The organism is Actinomadura sp. NBRC 104412 (genome assembly GCF_030269515.1).
Lineage (GTDB): Bacteria > Actinomycetota > Actinomycetes > Streptosporangiales > Streptosporangiaceae > Spirillospora.
The window spans coordinates 1-18,888 of sequence record NZ_BSTM01000056.1 but is presented as its reverse complement, the minus strand read 5'-3'; the positions used below and the strand labels follow the sequence as shown (position 1 = coordinate 18,888).

General features: G+C 69.8%; 23 protein-coding genes and 1 tRNA gene. 20 read left to right on the top strand and 4 right to left on the bottom strand.

Annotated features, from left to right (window positions below; genetic code table 11):
• Nucleotides 1–179 precede the first annotated feature (179 nt).
• From QSK21_RS35150 to QSK21_RS35070, 17 genes are all read left to right on the top strand, one after another.
• On the top strand, nucleotides 180–668 hold the full coding sequence (locus QSK21_RS35150; protein ID WP_285702086.1) for a lytic transglycosylase domain-containing protein: 489 nt from the start codon (nucleotides 180–182) through the stop codon (nucleotides 666–668).
• Nucleotides 669–703: 35 nt separating this feature from the next.
• A complete protein-coding gene (locus QSK21_RS35145; protein ID WP_285702084.1) occupies nucleotides 704–2,674 on the top strand; it encodes a DNA translocase FtsK in 1,971 nt (656 codons plus the stop codon).
• A gap of 90 nt (nucleotides 2,675–2,764) precedes the next feature.
• Nucleotides 2,765–3,325, top strand: a complete 561-nt coding sequence (locus QSK21_RS35140; protein WP_285702083.1) for a C40 family peptidase — start codon at nucleotides 2,765–2,767, stop codon at nucleotides 3,323–3,325.
• 84 nt (nucleotides 3,326–3,409) lie between these two features.
• Complete coding sequence (locus tag QSK21_RS35135) at nucleotides 3,410–3,772, top strand: hypothetical protein (protein WP_285702082.1); 363 nt, start codon at nucleotides 3,410–3,412, stop codon at nucleotides 3,770–3,772.
• Nucleotides 3,769–4,098, top strand: coding sequence for a hypothetical protein (locus tag QSK21_RS35130; RefSeq protein ID WP_285702081.1), 330 nt, complete (start codon nucleotides 3,769–3,771; stop codon nucleotides 4,096–4,098). The genes QSK21_RS35135 and QSK21_RS35130 overlap by 4 nt, the downstream gene beginning before the upstream one ends.
• A gap of 248 nt (nucleotides 4,099–4,346) precedes the next feature.
• Entirely contained in the window at nucleotides 4,347–4,727 is a 381-nt protein-coding gene (locus QSK21_RS35125) for a hypothetical protein (protein ID WP_285702080.1), read from the top strand.
• On the top strand, nucleotides 4,727–5,044 hold the full coding sequence (locus tag QSK21_RS35120; RefSeq protein WP_285702079.1) for a WhiB family transcriptional regulator: 318 nt from the start codon (nucleotides 4,727–4,729) through the stop codon (nucleotides 5,042–5,044). Before QSK21_RS35125 ends, QSK21_RS35120 begins: the two co-directional genes overlap by 1 nt.
• An 83-nt stretch (nucleotides 5,045–5,127) precedes the next feature.
• Complete coding sequence (locus QSK21_RS35115; protein ID WP_285702078.1) at nucleotides 5,128–5,478, top strand: hypothetical protein; 351 nt, start codon at nucleotides 5,128–5,130, stop codon at nucleotides 5,476–5,478.
• Nucleotides 5,479–5,590: 112 nt separating this feature from the next.
• Nucleotides 5,591–7,132: a DNA cytosine methyltransferase gene (locus QSK21_RS35110; protein WP_285702076.1), complete on the top strand. Its 1,542-nt coding sequence runs from the start codon at nucleotides 5,591–5,593 to the stop codon at nucleotides 7,130–7,132.
• A complete protein-coding gene (locus QSK21_RS35105) occupies nucleotides 7,129–7,962 on the top strand; it encodes a DNA adenine methylase (RefSeq protein ID WP_285702074.1) in 834 nt (277 codons plus the stop codon). The genes QSK21_RS35110 and QSK21_RS35105 overlap by 4 nt, the downstream gene beginning before the upstream one ends.
• Before the next feature lie 60 nt (nucleotides 7,963–8,022).
• On the top strand, nucleotides 8,023–8,409 hold the full coding sequence (locus tag QSK21_RS35100) for a DUF4326 domain-containing protein (protein WP_285702072.1): 387 nt from the start codon (nucleotides 8,023–8,025) through the stop codon (nucleotides 8,407–8,409).
• Entirely contained in the window at nucleotides 8,402–8,809 is a 408-nt protein-coding gene (locus QSK21_RS35095; protein WP_285702070.1) for a hypothetical protein, read from the top strand. The genes QSK21_RS35100 and QSK21_RS35095 overlap by 8 nt, the downstream gene beginning before the upstream one ends.
• Before the next feature lie 154 nt (nucleotides 8,810–8,963).
• Nucleotides 8,964–10,064 carry a helix-turn-helix domain-containing protein gene (locus QSK21_RS35090; RefSeq protein ID WP_285702068.1) on the top strand — a complete coding sequence of 367 codons (1,101 nt, stop codon included), beginning with the start codon at nucleotides 8,964–8,966 and terminating at the stop codon, nucleotides 10,062–10,064.
• Nucleotides 10,061–11,437, top strand: a complete 1,377-nt coding sequence (gene dnaB, locus QSK21_RS35085) for a replicative DNA helicase (RefSeq protein ID WP_285702067.1) — start codon at nucleotides 10,061–10,063, stop codon at nucleotides 11,435–11,437. The genes QSK21_RS35090 and dnaB overlap by 4 nt, the downstream gene beginning before the upstream one ends.
• Nucleotides 11,438–11,444: 7 nt before the next feature.
• Entirely contained in the window at nucleotides 11,445–11,600 is a 156-nt protein-coding gene (locus tag QSK21_RS35080; protein WP_285702066.1) for a hypothetical protein, read from the top strand.
• Nucleotides 11,601–11,825: 225 nt separating this feature from the next.
• Nucleotides 11,826–12,053, top strand: coding sequence for a helix-turn-helix domain-containing protein (locus QSK21_RS35075; RefSeq protein ID WP_285702065.1), 228 nt, complete (start codon nucleotides 11,826–11,828; stop codon nucleotides 12,051–12,053).
• The gene (locus tag QSK21_RS35070; RefSeq protein ID WP_285702063.1) at nucleotides 12,050–13,246 is read left to right on the top strand and encodes a tyrosine-type recombinase/integrase; all 1,197 of its coding nucleotides are present in this window, start codon (nucleotides 12,050–12,052) and stop codon (nucleotides 13,244–13,246) included. Before QSK21_RS35075 ends, QSK21_RS35070 begins: the two co-directional genes overlap by 4 nt.
• A gap of 69 nt (nucleotides 13,247–13,315) precedes the next feature.
• On the opposite strand, the gene QSK21_RS35065 is transcribed toward QSK21_RS35070, so the two are convergent.
• The 3 genes from QSK21_RS35065 to QSK21_RS35055 form a co-directional block, all read right to left on the bottom strand.
• A tRNA-Thr gene (locus tag QSK21_RS35065) sits at nucleotides 13,316–13,388 on the bottom strand.
• 55 nt (nucleotides 13,389–13,443) lie between these two features.
• Nucleotides 13,444–14,988 (bottom strand): alpha/beta hydrolase, encoded by a 1,545-nt coding sequence (locus QSK21_RS35060; RefSeq protein ID WP_285702061.1) that lies wholly within the window; start codon nucleotides 14,986–14,988, stop codon nucleotides 13,444–13,446.
• 59 nt (nucleotides 14,989–15,047) lie between these two features.
• Entirely contained in the window at nucleotides 15,048–15,593 is a 546-nt protein-coding gene (locus QSK21_RS35055) for a TetR/AcrR family transcriptional regulator C-terminal domain-containing protein (protein WP_352231375.1), read from the bottom strand.
• 143 nt (nucleotides 15,594–15,736) lie between these two features.
• On the opposite strand from QSK21_RS35055, the gene QSK21_RS35050 reads away from it, so the two are divergent.
• Nucleotides 15,737–16,171 (top strand): MFS transporter, encoded by a 435-nt coding sequence (locus tag QSK21_RS35050; protein WP_285702059.1) that lies wholly within the window; start codon nucleotides 15,737–15,739, stop codon nucleotides 16,169–16,171.
• Here QSK21_RS35050 and QSK21_RS35045 read toward each other — a convergent pair.
• Nucleotides 16,168–16,782 carry a GNAT family N-acetyltransferase gene (locus QSK21_RS35045; protein WP_285702058.1) on the bottom strand — a complete coding sequence of 205 codons (615 nt, stop codon included), beginning with the start codon at nucleotides 16,780–16,782 and terminating at the stop codon, nucleotides 16,168–16,170. The two genes, QSK21_RS35050 and QSK21_RS35045, sit on opposite strands and share 4 nt — an antisense overlap.
• Before the next feature lie 87 nt (nucleotides 16,783–16,869).
• Between QSK21_RS35045 and QSK21_RS35040 the strand changes: the two genes are divergently transcribed.
• Both QSK21_RS35040 and QSK21_RS35035 read left to right on the top strand, forming a co-directional pair.
• Complete coding sequence (locus QSK21_RS35040) at nucleotides 16,870–17,622, top strand: DUF427 domain-containing protein (RefSeq protein ID WP_285702056.1); 753 nt, start codon at nucleotides 16,870–16,872, stop codon at nucleotides 17,620–17,622.
• Nucleotides 17,623–17,773: 151 nt separating this feature from the next.
• Complete coding sequence (locus QSK21_RS35035) at nucleotides 17,774–18,769, top strand: AfsR/SARP family transcriptional regulator (protein WP_285702087.1); 996 nt, start codon at nucleotides 17,774–17,776, stop codon at nucleotides 18,767–18,769.
• Nucleotides 18,770–18,888: the final 119 nt, after the last annotated feature.

Here is an 18,888-nt window from a genome sequence, read left to right as displayed (position 1 = left end):
CTTGGCGGGCCAGCTCGACCGCGCGGCGCCGGAACTCGGGCGGGTGTGGTGACGGCATGACGAACATCCTTCCTGATGATCGCCGGTGACCTCAGGACAGGTGTCCGGTGAACGGGGGGAAGCTCACAGGTGTGTTCGCTGTGGCCTGTGCCAATCCCGGTGCGGTCAACGATGTCCCGATGCTGGCCGGGCTGGTCTCCGCTGCCGCCGCCCTCGCCGACTCCGCCGGTGGTGGTGGCGAGGGCGGCGGCAAGCCCGGCAAGAGCGGCAGGGATGATCCGGACGGCGGCAACGGCGATGGCCGCGGCGGCATCCCGGCCGCCTACCACGCCCTGTACAAGAAGGCCGCCGCCGGCTCGTGCGTGAACTGGCGGGTGCTGGCCGCGATCGGCTACGTCGAGTCCCGGCACGGAGCCGACACCGGCCCCAGCCCGGCGGGTGCGCTGGGGCCGATGCAGTTCATGCCCGCAACCTGGCGCAACTACGGACGCGACGGCAACGGCGACGGACGCGAGAACGTCCACGACCCCGCCGACGCGATCCCGGCCGCCGCCGGCTACCTGTGCGCCCACGGCGCCGCCACCGACCTGCGCACCGCCCTGTGGCACTACAACCACTCATGGCGCTACGTCGACCACGTCCTGGCCGTGGCGGACCGGCTGCGCTGACCAACCACCCACCGGCCACCGGAGGAGGCCTGCAAGTGAACCAACCAATCCAGCGGCTGGGACGGGACCTGCAGGACACCGTGCAGCGGCGGCTGCGCCCGCAAATGCTGCCGCACTACATCACCATCGCGGTGCTGGCGGTGGGCGTCACCGTGGCCGACCGGCCGGCCCACGTGTCGCCCAGCACCATGGTGCTGGGCGCCGCAGGCCTGGCCGCCGCGACATCAGCGGTGGCCTTGTGGCGGATGCGCCGGACCGAATGGCGGGCGTGGAGGCCACGCGTGGCCGTCGCCGGCGCCGCTGCGGCCGGATGGGTGTCGGCCGTGGCGCTGACCGGCCTGAACTGGGTCCTGGTCGCGGCGCTGGTTGCCGCAGAGATCACGCTGGCCGCCCGGTGGTGGCAGCACCACCGGCCCGGATACCCCGACCCGTCACAGCCGCCCACCCCCCACCACACCACCGGCCACACCGCTGGCCACGCCCGCGCCCGGCACCGGGCGGCCCGGCCCGCCCCCACACCAGGCACCGCACCCAGGCCGGTTCGGCATCCTGCCTCGGCCGCGGCCCCCGTCCAGGAGAGTGTCACCGCCGTCCTCGACGGGGTTCTGCCGGTACCCGCACAGGCAGCCGCCGACCCCGAGAAGGGCGGGGCCGACGATGACGCCGCGCAGGTGATCGTGGACGAGCTGGCGCGGCACGGGGTGCACGCCAGCGTGGCAGGGGCGGCGGCGGGCCCGCAGGTGATCCGCTACAGCCTCGCCCTGGGCGACGGCGTCAAGATCTCCAAAGTGCGCGCCCTGGTGGAAAACCTCGGTGTCGCGCTCGGGCGGGCCGACCTGCGGCTGATCGCGCCCCTGCCCGGGCAGCCGGGCGTGGTCGGCCTGGAGGTGCCCAACCCCGACCGGCGCAGCGTGCACCTGGCCGACGTGCTGTCCTCGCCCGCCGCCACAGCCGAACGCCACCCGATGGTCGTCGGGCTGGGCGCCGACGTCGGAGGCGGCGCGGTGGTGGTCAACCTGGCCACGATGCCGCACCTGCTGATCGCCGGCGCCACCGGGTCGGGCAAGTCCACCGCGCTGAACGCCGCGATCTGCTCGGTCCTGGTCCGCGCCGCCCCCACCCAGGTCCGCATGGTGCTCATCGACCCCAAACGAGTCGAACTGGCCGCCTACGCGACCGTCCCGCACCTGCTCACCCCGATCATCACCAACCCGCGCAAGGCCGCCGAGGCGCTGCAATGGGTCACCGGAGAGATGGACCGCCGCTACGACGACCTGGCCGCCACCGGCTTCCGGCACATCGACGACTTCAACCGCGCCGCCGCGACCGGCACGCTCCGCCTGCCCGGCGGCGACCTCGCCGAGCCCAAACCGTACCTGCTGGTGATCGTGGACGAGCTCGCCGACCTGATGATGGTCGCACCACGCGATGTGGAGGACTCCATCGTGCGGATCACCCAGCTCGCCCGCGCCGCCGGCATCCACCTGGTGCTGGCCACCCAACGGCCCAGCGTGGACGTGGTCACCGGCCTGATCAAAGCCAACGTCCCCGCACGGCTGGCGTTCGCGGTCTCCTCCCTGGCCGACAGCCGTGTGATCCTCGACCAGGGCGGCGCGGAAAAACTGCTGGGCCGGGGCGATGCGCTGCTGGCAGCGGCCGGCACCAACCAGCCCATCCGCCTGCAAGGCGCGCTGATCACCGACGACCAGATCACCGGCGTCGTCGACCACGCCCGATCCCAGTACCCGCCCACCCCGCACATCGACCTGCACCCCCCGGGCGTGTCAGCGGGCCCCGGCAGCCCGGCACCACAGACCGCCACCGATCCGCTGACCTCACCCCAGGAACGCATCATGCAGGTGATCAGGGCCGGACCGGCGACCACCATGCAGATCCAGGCCCACACCGGGCTCTCCGAACCCCAGGTCCGTGAACTGCTGGGCCAGCTCATGCGGTTCGGCTACGTCGTCAAGCCCGCAGACCAAGACCACTACGAGACCCCCTGAGCAGGGCCACACCTTCCCCGGGGGGCGACGCCGACCCAAAGCCGCGCCTTGCGCAAGGCGCGGCTTTGCCTGTTCAGGAGGTACATTCCGGTGGCCCATGCCACAGCCCGGCTCATCCGCATAGCCCTGGTCGGCGCGCTGGCCTGCCACATCAGCAACCTCGCCCGCGCCGACACCCAAACCGGCGACGGCACCAACAAGGGTGCCGCCCCCCAAGCCAAGGCCAGTCTCGGTCAGCGGATCGTCGCCGCCGCCACGAAACAACGCGGAGTCCCCTACGCGTGGGGCGGTGGCGGCCCTACCGGCAAAAGCCGCGGCATCTGCTGCTCACCCGGCGGACACGACGGCCGCGACACCATCGGGTTCGACTGCTCCGGACTCGTCCAGTACGCCGTCTACCAGGCGTCAAAGGGCCGGATCACCATGCCGCGCGTCGCAGCCGACCAGGTCCAGCGCGGCAAACCCGTCACCCGGGACTCGATGCGGCCCGGCGACCTGATCGGCTTCGACCACGGCCAAGGCATCACCCACATCGGCATCTACATTGGCAACGGCCGCATGGTGCACGCACCCCAAACCGGCGACGTCGTCAAAATCTCGCCGCTGGCCCCCCGCACCGGCCAGCGATGGGTCATCCGCAGACTCCGCTGACCAAAGGCCCCGCGAAAGCCCGCCCGCCACCCCATGGCGATCATCCTCGACCTCAATCCGACGTTGCCAAGGAGCGACTTTCCGGTGAGTTACAGCGATCTGCGTGACTTCTGCCCCGAGGTCACGTACCACATCCACGGGCACTCCACGATCACCCTCAGCCTAGAGAAGCTGGGCGGCAGTACTCCCGGCCGCGCCTACACCGGCACCTGGCGGTTCGTGATCACCTGGCGCGGCATCGAGACCTTCCGCGAGCAGACCCTGGAAACCCGCGTGCCCACCACCCACCTCGGCGCCGCCGCCGCACTGGCCGACCGGCTGGCCACCTACGGCGACCCGCTATCGGGATACGACGGGCCCCGTCCCACCGGGCGCGCCCTGGACATGTGCCAGCGTGAACACCACGCCCTGGCCCGGTGGGCCGCCGAAGCGGGGCGTGCCAGGTGACCGACCGGGCGGTCCACGCGCCCGGCACCAGGAACCAGCGGACCGTGACGGTCCACGTGGTCGTCCCTGCCCGCGGCGCCGGCAGCAACGTGTACGCCCTGGGGTTCCCGTGCCGGGACTGCGACGACACCTACGACCCGCACCACCGCACCGGCGTGCCGTGCCGCAACGCCGCCGCGCACGCCGCCCTCACCGCCGCCAACTGGGGCCCCGGGGCGCGCGTGGAGACGGTCGAAGTCCCCGCCGGAGACCTCGACACTGTGGTCGCCCGCGCCCGAGCCGCAGCCGCCGCCCGTCCCGGCAGCCCCGGCACCCGCCGTCACTAACCCCGGCCCTCCGCACACCGCGCTCCCGGGCCCACAGCCCGGGAATGCTTCATGCACGCCTTCTCGCCGGCTGCCTGTGCAGGTTCCTCGCCATGCCGGACACCTGCCATCGCCCGCCGGTCGAGCAATGGCCGACCATCGCCGGGCCCGACCGCCCTGCGAGCGCCTCACCTCCCCGCCAACCCCCAGGACGAATGCCCACAGATCAAACGTCCCGGGGGTTCCCTGCCACGGAAGGAACCCCAACAATGGCCTACAACTGGGATGAGAAGTACAACGAGCGTGAGAACGAGGAATACCTGGCTCAGACCTGGACGTTCTGCCCTGACGCTCCGATCATCATTGCCGGTTACCCCCTGACCTGTCCCAGGTGCGGGTCGGCTGACGGCATCCGGCTCGAGGATTGCCCGGACGCGCCCATGGTGAGAGCCGAGCACACGTGCGTGCCGTCCAGCGATGCCCCCGCCGCCCCCAAAGGCAAGATCAGGCGCTGGGACGAACCGCGAGTCACCCGGGAGTTCGTGCGGCGCCATGGCGTCTCGATGCTGAGCGAGTTGCAGGCGGGCTTGCGGGCGATGATCGAAGAGCTCCGCAACGGGCGAACCGGCCCAGGACGGGGCGAGTGGTGATGACCACCCAGCACCACCGCCGCGTCAGCGGCACCAGCTCCGCACCGCCCGGGCCCATCGGCGACCGGCTGGGGCAGGACATCCCCTGGCAGGCGTTCGCGCTGTGCGCCCAGACCGACCCGGACGCCTTCTTCGTCGGGGTCGGCCAGTCGGCCCAACCGGCCAAGCGGGTATGCGGCAACTGCCCGGTCCGCAACGAGTGCCTGGAGCACGCCCTCACCCACGCCGAGCACGGCGTATGGGGCGGCCTGACCGAGAAACAACGACGCCCGGTGCGCCGTGCCCGCCGCACCGCCCGCCGCCCCCACAGCCAATAACCGCCCCCGCGCAGCACGCCCCCGGCACCGTCCACTGGTGCCCGGGGGGCGCTGCGTTGTGCGCACCTCCCGGAGGTTCCGACATGTCGGAGGTCTTCCACCGCCCGCCCGCCGAGCAATGGCCCGTGCTGGGCGGCCCGGACTGCCCCACCTGCCAACGCTGGACCGAAGTCACCTTCATCGCCCCCACCACCACCCTGGACGGCACCGACCTCAACACCTGGCACTGCCGCGCCTGCCGCACGGACTGGGCCATCCCCATCACCCGCTGGCCCGTGCTGGACGGCCCCGGCTGCCCCACCTGCCACAGCACCGCCACCTGCTGGGCCGCGCTGGACCCCGACCAGGGCGGCGACCTGTGGCTGTGCGAGCACGGCCACGAATTCGTCCTCACCCCCGAGGGCCTGATCATCCTGCCCGAGGACACGCAATGACCACCCCGGCCAAACGCCACGGCGGCGCCTTTCGCGCCTGCCCCCTGCGCGACGTGCACCCCCGCCCCACCGCGCGCTCGGCCGCACGGCCGGTCACCGTGAGGAGGACGGCATGAGCTTGACGTTCGTGGACCTGTTCTGCGGAGCAGGCGGTAGCAGCCTCGGTTTGACCGAGGCCGGGCTGAGCCTGCAACTGGCCGCCAACCACTGGGACCGGGCGATCGCCACCCACGCGGCCAACTTCCCCGACGCCGACCACCTATGCGCCGATCTGGACCGCTACGACATGCGCCGCCTGCCGCCCGCGCGGGTGCTGTGGGCCTCACCCATCTGCCGGGAGGGCAGCCCAGCCGGCGGCACCGCCAAGGCGCGGGGCACGCTGCGTCCCGGCGAGATGTGGCTGATGGACGACGGCGAGCGGGAGGAGTACCTGGCCGCGCTGAACAAGGGCTGGGAACGCACCCGCGCCACCGCCTACGACGTGCTGCGCGCCGCCGAGATCTGGGGCTATGACGCGATCCTGATCGAGAACGTGATCGAGTTCGCCCGCGACTGGCCGCTGTTCAACTGGTGGCTGGAGGCCTTCACCCGGCTCGGCTACGCCCACCGCATCGTGTGCGTCAACTCCGCGCACATCTGGGGCCCGTACAACCCGCCCGCCCCGCAATGGCGCGACCGCCTGTACATCGTGTTCCTGCGCGCCGACGCCACCATGCCCGACCTGGAACCCCGCCCCCCGGCATGGTGCCCCACCTGCGGCCAGGACGTGGCCGCGCGGCAGACCTGGAAGACCCACACCCCCGGCGGCAAGGCCCGGCTGGGCAAGTACCGCCAGCAGTACACCTACACCTGCCCCAACACCAGCCGCCGCCACCAGTCCTGGACCGTCGAGCCCTACATCCTGCCCGCCGCCGCCGCGATCAACTGGGACGATCTGGGCACGCGGATCGGCGACCGCAAGAGCCCGCTGGCCGCTGAGACGATGCGCCGCATCCGCAACGGCGCCCGCGCCGCCCGCAACCGCCCGGTCATGCTGCAGATCAACCACGCCGGGCACGACGGCCGCGCCTACCCCGCGCACGCCGCGCCGCTGACCGCCCGCGCCGTGCGCGGCGGTGACGGCTTCGCCACCCCGCCCCTGCTGGTCCCCGCCGGTGGCACCTGGAACCACACACCCACCACCGCCGCCGAGCCGATGCGCACCCGCACCGCCAACCCCAAGGGCATGGAGGCACTAGCCTGCCCGCCACACCAGAGCGGCCCGCACAGCGCCGAGCCGTACGTGGTGGAGATGCGCGGCGGGGGATCGACCTCCCGGCCGGTGTCGCACCCGCTGGCCACCCTGACCGCAGGCGGCAACCATCACGGCCTGGTCGTGCCCTACAGGACCGGGAACCGGGTCACCACCACCGCCGAACCGCTGCACACCGTCGCCACCATCGACTCGGCCGCGCTGGTCCAAGGCGCCGCCCCGCCGATCGCGGACTGGACGTTCCGGATGCTCAGAGCCCGCGAGCATCTGCGCGCCCAGCGTTTCCCCGACACCTACACCGTCACCGGCACCGCCGGCGAGCAGACCATGCAGGCCGGTAACGCCGTGTCCGCGAACGTCGCGCACTGGCTCGGCACCAAGCTCATGGAGGCCCTGGGATGAAACCTCCGCTGGCCTACTACGGCGCCAAGACCAGCATCGGCCCGCGGATCGCGGCCATGCTCGGGCCCCACGAGCACTACGTGGAACCGTTCGCCGGGTCCCTGGCCGTGCTGCTGGCCAAGCGGCCCAGCCGGATGGAGACCGTGAACGACCTGGATGAACACCTGATGACCTTCTGGCAGGTTCTGCGCGACCGCCCGGCCGATTTGATTCGCGTGTGCGCGCTGACACCGCATTCCCGCGCAGAACACCTCGCCGCCTATCAACCCGTCCCGGCCGACCACCCAGATCAGCCACTCGAAGCCGCCCGCCGGGTCTGGGTCCGACTCTCCCAGGGGCGCACCGGCACTCTCCGCCAAACTGGATGGCGGTTCTTCATTGACCCGGCTGGCTCGTCTACGTCCATGCCCGGCTACCTCACCGGCTACGTCAACCGCATGGCGGCCGTCGCACAGCGACTATCCCAGGTGAGCCTGGAATGCCGTCCCGCGCTGGACGTCATCACCGCCTACGGCGCCGAACCCGACGTTTTGCTGTATGTGGACCCGCCCTATCTCGGCTCCACCCGGTCCCGCAACTACCGGTACGAGATGGGCAGCGCCTCTGACCACCGTGACCTGGCCGCCGCGCTCAACAGCTGCCGCGCCACGGTCGTGCTGTCGGGATATGAGTCCCCGCTTTACCAGGACCTTTACGCCGACTGGCACCGCCACCGCATTCCCTCCGGCACCAGCCAGGGCGGCCACTGGTCCTCCCGAACCGAAGTGCTCTGGTCCAACCGCCGTTTCCCCGTCCCTGACAGCCTCTTCGACACCGAAGGAGCAGCATGAGCGACCGTAAGGGCCACGACCCCGCCGATCGGCCCGAGCCGTTCCCGAGAGAGTGCCCCCATGGCTGAGCGCATCCAGCGCCGCCGCAGCAGAGGTTGGCGGATGCCCGAAGGCGCCGTGTACGTCGGCCGCCCCACCCGCTGGGGCAACCCCTGGCGCATCGTCCCCGTCCGCGACGGCTTCCCGTGGGGCGACGCCGCTGACGTCATCCACGAGACCGAGGGCTCTTGCATCGGCCGGTTTGACCTGGCCAGAGCCCCATACTGGGCCTGCCGCGCGTACCGGAACGGCCTCAGCGAGGAGCTGCGCGCCGCCGCACGCCGTGAGCTGGCCGGGCGGAACCTTGTGTGCTGGTGCCCGCTCGTGGACGAGCACGGCATCCCGGTGCCTTGTCACGCAGACATCTTGCTGGAGATCGCCAACGCGGGCGGTGACCGCGATGAGTGACGCGCCCGCCCTGCTGCGCGAGGCCGCGGCCCGGCTCCGCATGCCCCTGCCCGGCGACCTGACCGCTCGCCCGCGCCTGGTCATGACCGACGCCGAGACCATCAGCGGCATCGCGTTCTGCGCCGACCACCTGCTGCCTTGTAACGAGGAGCAGGAGCTTTCGGCGTGCAACCACTGCGAGGTCATCGACTGCCTGCACGAGCGGCTCGCCGAGCTCCTCCACCGGCTGCTGGCTGCGCGCGAACCGCTCGCCGCGTGGCTGGACGCGGTCGCGGGCGGCTGGGAGATGTCCGCCGAACTCGCGCCGGGCGGCTCCGGTGCGAGGTTCGCCCGGCATCCCGCTTTCGCGGTGGCCCGGTCGATCGTAGGGCCCAGTGGTGACCGGCCCGGTAACGCCTAAGTGCGTGCGTGGCCGCGGCACAACAGATCGGGCTGCACCGCCAACTAGCCGACCCCAACCAGTACAAGCGCGCGACATCCAGGTGACGCCGTGACCACCCGCGTGGTCGCGGCGTTCACGCTTCGCCACTCAAGAACGGAAGGCGAATCTGTTCATGGCCAACATCACAGTCGTCTCCGAACCCGACCACACATCGGCCGGGCCGGACGCGGACACCTCGGCGGCCAGGCCCCGGGTGATCCGTTCCGCCGGGCTCGATTGGGTGAAGTTCGATGCTCACGTGGCGCGGGACGGCTCGATCGATCCCGTGGACAAGGCGCTGTATGCCGCGTTGTCCTCGTTCGCCGACCCTCAGGATCGGGCCACTGACCCCGATGGGTGCGACGCCCCGACCCGCGCCGTGCTGGCGGCGTGCATCGGCCGCTCCGTCGACACTGTGGACCGCGCAACCAAGCGCCTGGAGCAACGCGGTCTAATCCGCGTGGAAAGGCGAGTGGATCCCGACCGTCCCAAGTGTCATCTGCCCAGCGTCTACGAGCTGTGCGATCACGAGATGTGGGACGAGCGCGCCGCCGCCCGCACCAAGGCACGTAAGGCCGCCCGCAAGGCCAAGGCCACAAGCGCCCCGCCGGAAGCGAGCAACGCGGCTACCCCTGGCCGCACGGATGCGGCTACCCCTGGCCGCACGGGCGCGGCTACCCCTAGCCGCACGGATGCGGCGGTTCTTCTTCCTTCCAAGAAGGAAGTAAAGAACCCCCCCAACCCCCCCGTCACGCACCCACAGCGGAGCGACGCGGCCGGGGTTAGAACGGCAGAGGGGGAGGGGGAGGACTTCGCCCAGGACGACAAGCGGCCGGACGTCGATGGTGCACTTGTCGCTGAGATCTTGAGGATGCGGGACGACTGGGTCCGCTCGGACGTGGTGAAGGCACTCCGCCACCCCAAGGTCGCCAGGCGGCCCGCCGAGTTGGTTGCCGCCGCGTTCCGAATCGTGGCCGGCGACGATACCACCGATTCTCCCGGCCGCCTGGCGGCGGCGGGTCCGTGGTGGGCCGAGGCCGCCCGCACCACGCGTCCCAAGCGGCCCACGCTGCCGGATCGGTGCGACGACGTCCGCCACGACGCGAACGTCCCCCACGACCGGATGCTGTACGACGACCAGGGCCGCGCCTCGCGCTGCCCGATCTGCCACCCCGCCGTCCTCACCGGTGCCCGATCACCAACCACACCTGCGGAGGAGGAGATCACGCCGTGACCATCGAACCGATCAACCGCGACATGGACGACGCCCCGCCGGAAGAGTACCGCCAGCCGCGCCACGACCTGGAGGCCGAACGGTCCGTCCTCGGCGCGATCATGCTGTCCGCAGACACCCTGGACGAGGTCACGTCCATCATCGGGCCGGGCGACTTCTACCGCCCGGCCCACCAGATCATCTACGAGGTGATCAGGGACCTGGCGCGGCAGGGCGCCCCGGTGGACGCGGTCGCCGTCCACTCCGCGATCCAGGACCGGGGCATGCTGGGCAAGGTCGGCGGCGGCCCCTACATTCACACCATCCTGTCCACCCCACCCACCGCCGCGAACGGCGCCTACTACGCCCACATTGTGCGCCGCTGCGCGAGGATGCGCGCCCTGGTCACCACAGGGACCTACCTGTGGCAGATGGGGATGAACGGCGACCCCGACCAGGCAGAAGAGTACGTGGCCCGCGCCCACCAACGGCTGATCGCCCACGACGACAAGAACGGCCACGACCCGCCCACCTTCGCCGAAGCACTGATGCAGGTCATGGACCGCATCGAACGAGGCGAGGACACCGCCGGCCGCATCACCGCCCCCTACGCCGACCTGGACAGGCTGCTCGGCGGGTTCCGCCCCGGCCAGCTCATCACCATCGCCGCGCGGCCGGGCGGCGGCAAGTCGATAGCCGCGACCGACATCGCCCGGCACACCGCGATGAAGCAGAACATGCCGGTATTCCTGTCCTCGGTGGAGATGAACCGCGAAGAGATCATGATGCGGATCGTGTCCGCAGAGACCCGCGTCGGCCTGCACGCCATCCGCAACGGCAACCTGACCGATGACGACTGGCTCCGGATCGCGGACATGGTCAACCGCACCACTGAGGCACCCCTGATCATCGACGACACCCCAAACGTCACCCTGGACACGCTGCGCGCGTCGCTGCGCCGGATGGAACGCCGCGCCGACGTCCAGCCCGCACGGCTGCTGATCGTGGATTACCTCCAGCTCCTAAAGTCCATCGGCAAGGCCGAGAACCGCCAGGTGGAGGTGTCCGAGCTGTCGCGGGGCCTGAAGCTGATCGCCCGGGAGTTCCACATCCCGGTGGTGATGCTCGCCCAGCTCAACCGTAATCCCGAGGTCCGCGCCGACAAGACCCCGGCCGTGTCCGACCTTCGCGAGTCGGGCGCCGTCGAACAGGACTCGGACGTGGTGATCCTGATCCACCGACCCGACATGTACGAGAAGGCACACCCCCGCGCCGGAGAGGCGGACCTGATCGTAGGCAAGAACCGCAACGGGCCCACCGCCACCGTGACGGTTGCGTTCCAGGGTCACTACTCCCGGTTCGCCGATATGGCCGCCGACCATCTCCAGAAGTAGGGCCGCGATGAACCTGGGCCGAACAAGCCGAGGGAAGGCCCCCGACGGCGGTCCGGTCATCGTGGAGCCGATCGCCTACCGGACGGTCTACTGCGACGGCAACGCCAAGCTCGCCGTCGCCTTCACCGAGGGCCCAGCCGGGTTCCATCCAGGCCGCCAATGAGGGCGCCTGCCACGTCGTCCCACCGCCCCACAGCGCGCTGTGAACGCCCCAGTCGGACAGGTCAGCCGGTCCAGGTCACCGAGTTCACCACGACGGCGCGGGTGCCGTAGTGGATCCGCACCTGTACGACGCCAGCAGATACCAAATCCACCCACGAAGCGGCCCGGTGTCACCACCACCAAGTAGAGCCACCGGGCCGCACCTCTCAAGGAGGCACCGCCCATCATGAAGGCCACCGACATCACCGCACACCCGGTCCCGAACAAAGCTCTGTACAAGGTGACCGAGGCCATGACCATGCTTTCGCTGAGCCGCAGCGTCATCTACGAGGAGATCCGCTCCGGCCGTCTGCGCAGCGTCACCCGCGGCCGCAGCCGCCTCATCCCCGCCAACGCCATTGCGGAGTACGTCCAACTCCTGGAGCGCGAGGCCGGCAACGAGGTGGTCGCGTGACGGCCGGACCGGAGGAGAAAGAGAAGTCCGGGAAACGGCGTCCTCAGGGGGATGGCGGCCTGCGGTGGAGCGAGAGCCGCCAACGGTGGATCGCGGAGATCACCGTCGGGTACACGCCCGCAGGCAAGCGCATCGTCCGATCGGCCAGCGACCGGAACAAGCGCAAGGCACTCAAGAAACTTCACGAGAAGCTACGAGACCGCGACGACGGCCTGCCCAGCGAGGACACCAAGTACCGCGTCCGGGACGCCGTCGAGAACTGGCTGGAGCACGGCCTGGGCAACCGGGATGAAGGGACGCGGATCAAGTGCCGGAGCCTGGCCAGCAACCACATCATTCCCGACCTGGGCGCGCGTAGGCTGCGCGAGCTGTCGGCCGACGACGTTGACGCGTGGCTCGCTCGGAAGGCGAAGACGCTGAGCACCGACACCCTTCGCCAACTGCGGTCGATCCTCAAGCGGGCGGTGTCCCGGGCCCAGGCCCGGGACAAGGTGAAGCGGAATGTCGTCCTGCTGTGCGAGGTGCCGCGTGGGCAGGACGGCCGACCGTCCAAGTCGCTCACGCTCGCCCAGGCGTTCGCCGTGCTCGCGGCGGCCGAGGGCACCGCGATGTACGCCTACATCGTGCTGTCCCTGCTGATCGGCGCCCGCACGGAGGAGCTGCGTGCGCTCACCTGGGCGCATGTGGACCTGGACGGGCGCCCGGACGCCGAGCCGCCGATACCCCCGCATATCCGGGTCTGGCGATCGGTGCGAGCCGGCGGGAAGACCAAGACCAAGAAGTCCCGGCGCACGCTGGCCCTGCCGCAACGGTGCGTGGACGCCCTGTGCTTCCAGCGCCGGTTGCAGGACGAGCAACGGGCGGCGGCCGGGAATGCGTGGCAGGAGCACGACCTGGTCTTTGCTTCCACCGTGGGCACCAAGCGGAACGCCAACAACGTTCTGCGGTCCTTCCGGGCCGTCCTGGCCAAGACCGACCTCGATCCGGACGAGTGGACGCCGCGCGAGCTGCGTCACAGCTTCGTGTCGGTGCTGTCGGACGCTGGCGTCCCGATCGAGGACATCTCCCGGCTGGCCGGCCACAAGAGCACGGAGGTCACCGAGACGGTGTACTGGCACCAGATCCGGCCCGCTCTGCTGGCCGGGGCCGAGGCGATGGACGACGTGTTCTCCGTCCAGACCGAGGACGATTAGTCAGGCAATGTGTCAGGCAGTCGTAAACAGAAGGCCCCTTCCGAGCGTGGAAGGGGCCTTTGAGCTGGGAGCCGCCTGTCGGAATCGAACCGACGACCTATTCATTACGAGTGAATCGCTCTGCCGACTGAGCTAAGGCGGCGGTGCCGTACGGGACGGCGCGCAGCAGTCTACCCGGTCTCGTGGGTGGGCGTGAATCAGCGGCAGACGGTTCCCTCTCTGGGGGGCTTGGCGGTGATGAGGTAGTCGTGGGTCGCCTTGGAGATGCAGGGGTTGCCTTGGAGGTAGGCGGTGTGGCCGTCGCCGTCCAGGGTCAGGAGGGTGCCTGAGTCGAGTTGGGAGGCGAGGCTCTGGGCCCACTTGTAGGGGGTCGCGGGGTCGCGCAGGGTGCCGATGACGAGGATGGGGGGTGAGCCCTTGGCCGTGATGGGCTTGGGGGGCTGCTTGGTCTGGACGGGCCAGTAGACGCAGCCGAGGCCGCCCCAGACGACGAAGGGGCCGAACAGGGGTGAGACCTTTTTCGCCTGGTCCACGGACTTGCGGTACTGGGCGAGGTTGGCCGGGTTGGGCTTGTCCACGCAGTTGACGGCCATGTTGGCCTCGGTCTGGTTGGAGTAGGTGCCGTTGGGCTTGCGTTCGATCAGTTGGTCGGCGAGCGTCAGGAAGAGGGTGCCGTCCTTCTGCTGTTCGGCTTGGGCGAATGCCTGCCGCAGGACGGGCCAGAACCCCTTGGCGTACAGGGCCGTGGCGATGCCCGTCGTGGCCCAGGACTCGGTCACTTTGCGCGAGTCCTTGGTGTTCTTGAGCGGGGCCTCGTCGAGGTCGCTCAGGAAGTCGGTGATGTTGCGGATGACGGCGGCGCGCGATGTGCCCAGGGGGCAGTCGAGTTGGTTGGTGACGCAGTCGTCCGCGAAGGCGTTGAGGGCGGTCTCGAACCCTTTGGCCTGCTCGATCAGCAGTTGGGTGGAGGAGATCCTGGGGTCGACGGCTCCGTCCAGGACCAGGGCGCGGACGCTCTTGGGGAACTGCTCCGCGTAGAAGGCGCCAAGGTACGTGCCGTACGAGGCCCCGTAGTAGGTGAGCTTCTCGTCCCCTACGGCGGCCCGGAGGACGTCCATGTCGCGGGCGGCGTTGAGGGTGCCGACGTACGGGAGACGTGAGGCGGACTTGCTCTGGCAGCCTTTCGCGAAGCCTTCGCTCTGGGAGGCCAGGGCTTCGAGTTCTCCGGGGTCGTCGGGTGTGGTGTCGGTGCTGAAGTACCGGTCGAGCTGGGACCCGTCCAGGCACCGTACGGGGTCGCTGGCGCCGACGCCCCTGGGGTCGAAGCCGATGATGTCGAAACGGTTCCTGAGGTCCTGGCCGAAGGAGCGAGCGGTTTGGCGGATGAAGTCGACCCCTGAACCGCCTGGCCCACCCGGGTTGGTGAACAGGGAACCGATGCGATCGGACTTCCTCTCGGCGGGCAGGCGGATGAGGGAAATGCTCAGCCGGCCGTTGGTGGGCTTGGTGTAGTCGACGGGGACCTGTGCCGTGGCGCACTGGAAGCCGCCGCCGCAGTCCTTCCAGGAGAGGCGCTGCTTGTAGAAGGCATCGGTCCCCGCAGGGGATCCGGGTGGGGGTGTGCGGCCATCGCTGCTCCCGCGGTCGTCGGACGAGCCGCTGCAGCCGGTCGCGATCAAGGCCAGGACGACCGCCACACTGATCAGCTTTGTTGCCCGCACCTGGTCATCCCCGTCCGTCATCTACGCCAGGAGAGGGTCCACGCTACGGCGTGCGGCCACGGGAGGCCAGTGGCCTCCGGTCACCGCCCGTATTGCCGTTCGATGCCGTCCAGCAGCCACCCGAGGCCCTCCTCGAACGACTCCTGGGAGTCCACGGATTCCTCGCTGGCGCGCGCCAAGTAGGGGAAGCGTGCTGACGCGAGCATTTCGCGCATGTAGGACTCGATCACGGAGCCCTCCCCTTGCCCGTCCTGCTTGTCGCGCAGCAGGCGTTCGCGGACGAAATAGCCGGTCATGTAGCGGTCGACCGCGGTGACGATGTGTGCGGCCACCTTCATGCTGACGTCGAGGCGGCACGCCGCGGCCAGCGACTGCTCCCCGTGTTTGAGCGCGTTGGGGCCGACCTGGGGACGGCGCGCCGCGAGGTCGACCATCCAGGGGTGGCGTAGGAGGATCTCACGTTCCTTCTGGGCGATCGCGGTGATCGCCTCACGCCAGTCCTCCGGCAGTGGCTCGTCCACGACCATCTGCTGGGCGACCTCGTCGAACATGAGGTCGAGCAGGTCCTCTTTGCGCTCGATGTGGTTGTACAGGCTCATCGCCCGTACGCCGAGTTCGTTCGCCACACGGCGGATGGAGACCGCGTCCAGCCCCTCGGTGTCCGCGATCTTGATCGCGCTGGACGCGCCAACGCGGAAAGCGCCGCCACAAGATCACGCGGGAGGCCCTGCCCGACCGCTGGGGCGGGCCATGGCTGGGCACCGGCGGCATGCTCCTCGTCCTGTGCGGCGCCCTCACCCTGGTCACCATCGACGCCGGCACCGGACGTCCCCTGCTCATGGGCACGATCCTCGTCATCGGGCTGGGGCACGGCCTCATCACCCCTAGCGTCATGGCCGCCGCCTACCAGGGCCTTCCGCGCGCGTCCATTCCCGGCGCGACCACCGGCGCCAACATCCTGATCCGCCTCGGCGGGTCCCTACGCACCGCCGCCCTTGCGATCATCCTGCAGCTCGCCATCCGCGCGTCCGTTCCCGGCGCGACCGGCAACCTCAGGCAGGCCGCGACCCTCCACACCCCCGAGCTCCCCACCCAACTGACCGCGGCCTTCACCCAGACCTTCTGGTGGGCCGCGGGGCTGGCGGCGCTGTCCCTGCTCCCCGTCCTCACCCTCCCCCGGCGCTCGAAGGCATCAACCAGCTAGAAGGACGGGAGGGAGGGGTGCGCCTTCTCGGGCGTGGGGGTGTTCAGGGCCCAGCGTTCGTGATCGCGCCAGGCTCCTTCGATGAAGAGCATTGCGGACGCATATCCCTCCAGCCGGAAGCCTTGGCGCTCGACCAGTTTGCGGGACGCGTGGTTCCCGGGCTGGATGTTGGCTTCCAGGCGGTGCAGGCGTAGTTGCTCGAAGGCGTACCGCACCGTGAGGCGGAGGCCCTCGGACATGTAGCCCTGGCCCGCGCTGGGAGCGAAGGCGGCGTACGCGAGGGTGCCGCACTGGAAGCGTCCCCGGACGATGCCGTTGATGTAGATGGTGCCCGCCATGGCGCCGCTGCCGTTCAGGCAGATCTTCAGGGCTTGAGCGGTGGAATGGTCGAACCGTTCCAGGTACCGCCGGAAGTCCCGGGGCGTGTCGGGCAGTGCGACCCACGGTCGGAGCAGGTCCTCGCTGGCGCGCACGAGCGAGATGTATTCGTCCTGGTCATCGGCGGTCAGCGGCCGCAAGGTGACCCGGAGGCCGCGCAGGAAGTCGGCAGGCGAACACGCGAGGAATTCCTCGATCGCCGCCATGGTCTCGCGCGACGCGGCCGTGCTCATGGCCCCTCCCTTCCCGTTCGATGCGCGATCACGAACGACGGTACTCGCCATCGAAATACGGCGTGCCCATAGGTAGGTTCCATGGATATGAGCTCACCCCAGAGGACGCGTGTCCGTACGGAGCCAGGCCAGAGGCGGGTCAGGGTTTACCTGGGCGGCAAGCTGGTGGCCGACACGAAACGGCCGGTGTACGTGTGGGAGATCCCCTACTACCCCACGTACTACATCCCCGTGGCCGACATTCTCGCCGAACTCGTCAAGGACGGCCCCGGCGAGCGTTCCCCGAGCCGCGGCGACTCGGTCGCCTACACGGTGAGGGTGGACGGCGCCGAGGCGAAGGGCGCCGCCCTGCGCTACGAGGACTCACCGGTCGAGGAACTGCGTGACCTGGTGCGCCTGGAGTGGGACGCGATGGACGCCTGGTTCGAGGAGGACGAGGAGATCTTCACCCATCCCCGGAATCCGTACCACCGCGTCGACATCCTGCCCTCCTCGCGGCATGTCCGGATCGAAGTGGACGGGGTGACCGTGGCCGAGTCCAGCAATGCCCGGCTGCTTTTCGAGACCTCGCTTCCGGTGCGCTATTACCTGCCGAAGACCCATGTCCGCATGGATCTGCTGGAGCCGACCGAGACGACGACCCACTGCCCGTACAAGGGCGAGGCCGAATACTGGTCGGTGCGAGTCAATGGCAAGACGCACAAGGATCTGGCCTGGTCGTACCCGAGGCCGCTTCCCGAGAGCGCGAGAATCATCGGCCTCGTGTGCTTCTATGACGAGAAGGTCGACGTGTATGTCGACGGTGTTCTTCAAGAGAAGCCCAAGACGCCGTTCGCGTGACCGCACCAGGACGCGAACCCTTAACGAGGGAGCACGACCGCCCGGGGACCGTCTGTGCCGGAGCTTTTCCTGGCTCTGAACAGATCAGGACGATTCGTTCACGGTTCATTCAGGTCTTTCGGGCCCCTCGGTGATTAACGTTTGGCACGTGATGGATCCGGTGTTCTTCCGGATCCTGGGGCCGCTGCGTGCCGGCGTCCAGGACCGGACGGTGGAACTCGACGACGACCGGGCGCGGCTGGTGCTGGCGGCCCTTCTCCTTGAGGCCCTGGAGGGGAACGGTCCCGTCGCCGCGGACCGCCTCGTCCAGGCGGTCTGGGGCGGGGAGCGGCCCGCCTCGGCGCGCACCCAGGTCGCCATCGCGGTGTCCGGCCTGCGGCGGGCCTTCAGGCACGCGGGGTACGGCCACACCGTGATCGAGACCGTCCCGCCCGGGTACAGAATCGCCGCAGGGACCATCGACGCGCGCATTGCGGAGCGGCACATCGCGCGGGCGCGCGCGGCCGGAACGGCGGGGCGGTATGCGGAAGCCTCGAAACACTACCGGGACGCGCTCTCGCTTTGGCACGGGCCCGTTCTGGAAGGGCTTCAAAGCAGCCTGGTGGTCGCGGGCGCCCTCCGCTGGGAACGACTACAACTGGCCGTGACCGAAGAGGCCGCCGAGGTGGAATTGGCCTTGGGACGCCATCATGCGCTCGTCGGCGAGTTGCAGGGGTGGGTGTCCCAGTATCCCTTTCACGAACGGCTGCGTTCTTTACTGATGACGGCTTTGATGCGGGCAGGGCGTCATAGGGAGGCCCTGGAGGTCTACAGCGACGGCCGCCGGGTGCTGCGTGAAGGGCTCGATCTCGACCCTGGGCGTGAACTGCAAAGCCTGTACGAATCCATCCTTCTCGACGGCGCGTGGCGGCAGGGGGAGCCTCCGTCCGCGTCCGGCTCGCCGCCTGGTGTCCGGCCACCTGGCGCCTGGCCGCCCGACATGCCGGAGCCGCCCGCCGCGAAGTCGTCAAGGGCCGGCAGGGCCCCACGGGCGATGCCCAGCGGCAGATATTGCGCGGGTGCCGTCCCCAGGACGAACCGCTGGCGTGGCTCGCGTGGCCCCAGGCGACCGTACGGTTCCTCAGGCGAGCACCCGGGTGGCCGCTAGGAGCCCACTGAATAAGGCGTGGTTGGGGCGGGAAGGGCGCCGACAAGGCCGTCTGAGCGGCGGTTCAGGTCAGACCTCGAAGGGCCGACACGTGGTCGCCCTTCCCGCGTGGTCCAGCT

Excerpts from the sequence above, each read along its gene's own strand:
- QSK21_RS35150 (WP_285702086.1), top strand. The coding sequence starts at position 180 with ATGCTGGCCGGGCTGGTCTCCGCTGCCGCCGCCCTCGCCGACTCCGCC.
- QSK21_RS35125 (WP_285702080.1), top strand. The coding sequence starts at position 4,347 with ATGGCCTACAACTGGGATGAGAAGTACAACGAGCGTGAGAACGAGGAA.
- QSK21_RS35120 (WP_285702079.1), top strand. The coding sequence starts at position 4,727 with ATGACCACCCAGCACCACCGCCGCGTCAGCGGCACCAGCTCCGCACCG.
- QSK21_RS35115 (WP_285702078.1), top strand. The coding sequence starts at position 5,128 with ATGTCGGAGGTCTTCCACCGCCCGCCCGCCGAGCAATGGCCCGTGCTG.
- QSK21_RS35110 (WP_285702076.1), top strand. The coding sequence starts at position 5,591 with ATGAGCTTGACGTTCGTGGACCTGTTCTGCGGAGCAGGCGGTAGCAGC.
- QSK21_RS35105 (WP_285702074.1), top strand. The coding sequence starts at position 7,129 with ATGAAACCTCCGCTGGCCTACTACGGCGCCAAGACCAGCATCGGCCCG.
- QSK21_RS35100 (WP_285702072.1), top strand. The coding sequence starts at position 8,023 with ATGGCTGAGCGCATCCAGCGCCGCCGCAGCAGAGGTTGGCGGATGCCC.
- QSK21_RS35095 (WP_285702070.1), top strand. The coding sequence starts at position 8,402 with ATGAGTGACGCGCCCGCCCTGCTGCGCGAGGCCGCGGCCCGGCTCCGC.
- QSK21_RS35090 (WP_285702068.1), top strand. The coding sequence starts at position 8,964 with ATGGCCAACATCACAGTCGTCTCCGAACCCGACCACACATCGGCCGGG.
- QSK21_RS35080 (WP_285702066.1), top strand. The coding sequence starts at position 11,445 with ATGAACCTGGGCCGAACAAGCCGAGGGAAGGCCCCCGACGGCGGTCCG.
- QSK21_RS35075 (WP_285702065.1), top strand. The coding sequence starts at position 11,826 with ATGAAGGCCACCGACATCACCGCACACCCGGTCCCGAACAAAGCTCTG.
- QSK21_RS35060 (WP_285702061.1), bottom strand. The coding sequence starts at position 14,988 with ATGACGGACGGGGATGACCAGGTGCGGGCAACAAAGCTGATCAGTGTG.
- QSK21_RS35050 (WP_285702059.1), top strand. The coding sequence starts at position 15,737 with ATGCTCCTCGTCCTGTGCGGCGCCCTCACCCTGGTCACCATCGACGCC.
- QSK21_RS35045 (WP_285702058.1), bottom strand. The coding sequence starts at position 16,782 with ATGAGCACGGCCGCGTCGCGCGAGACCATGGCGGCGATCGAGGAATTC.
- QSK21_RS35040 (WP_285702056.1), top strand. The coding sequence starts at position 16,870 with ATGAGCTCACCCCAGAGGACGCGTGTCCGTACGGAGCCAGGCCAGAGG.
- QSK21_RS35035 (WP_285702087.1), top strand. The coding sequence starts at position 17,774 with ATGGATCCGGTGTTCTTCCGGATCCTGGGGCCGCTGCGTGCCGGCGTC.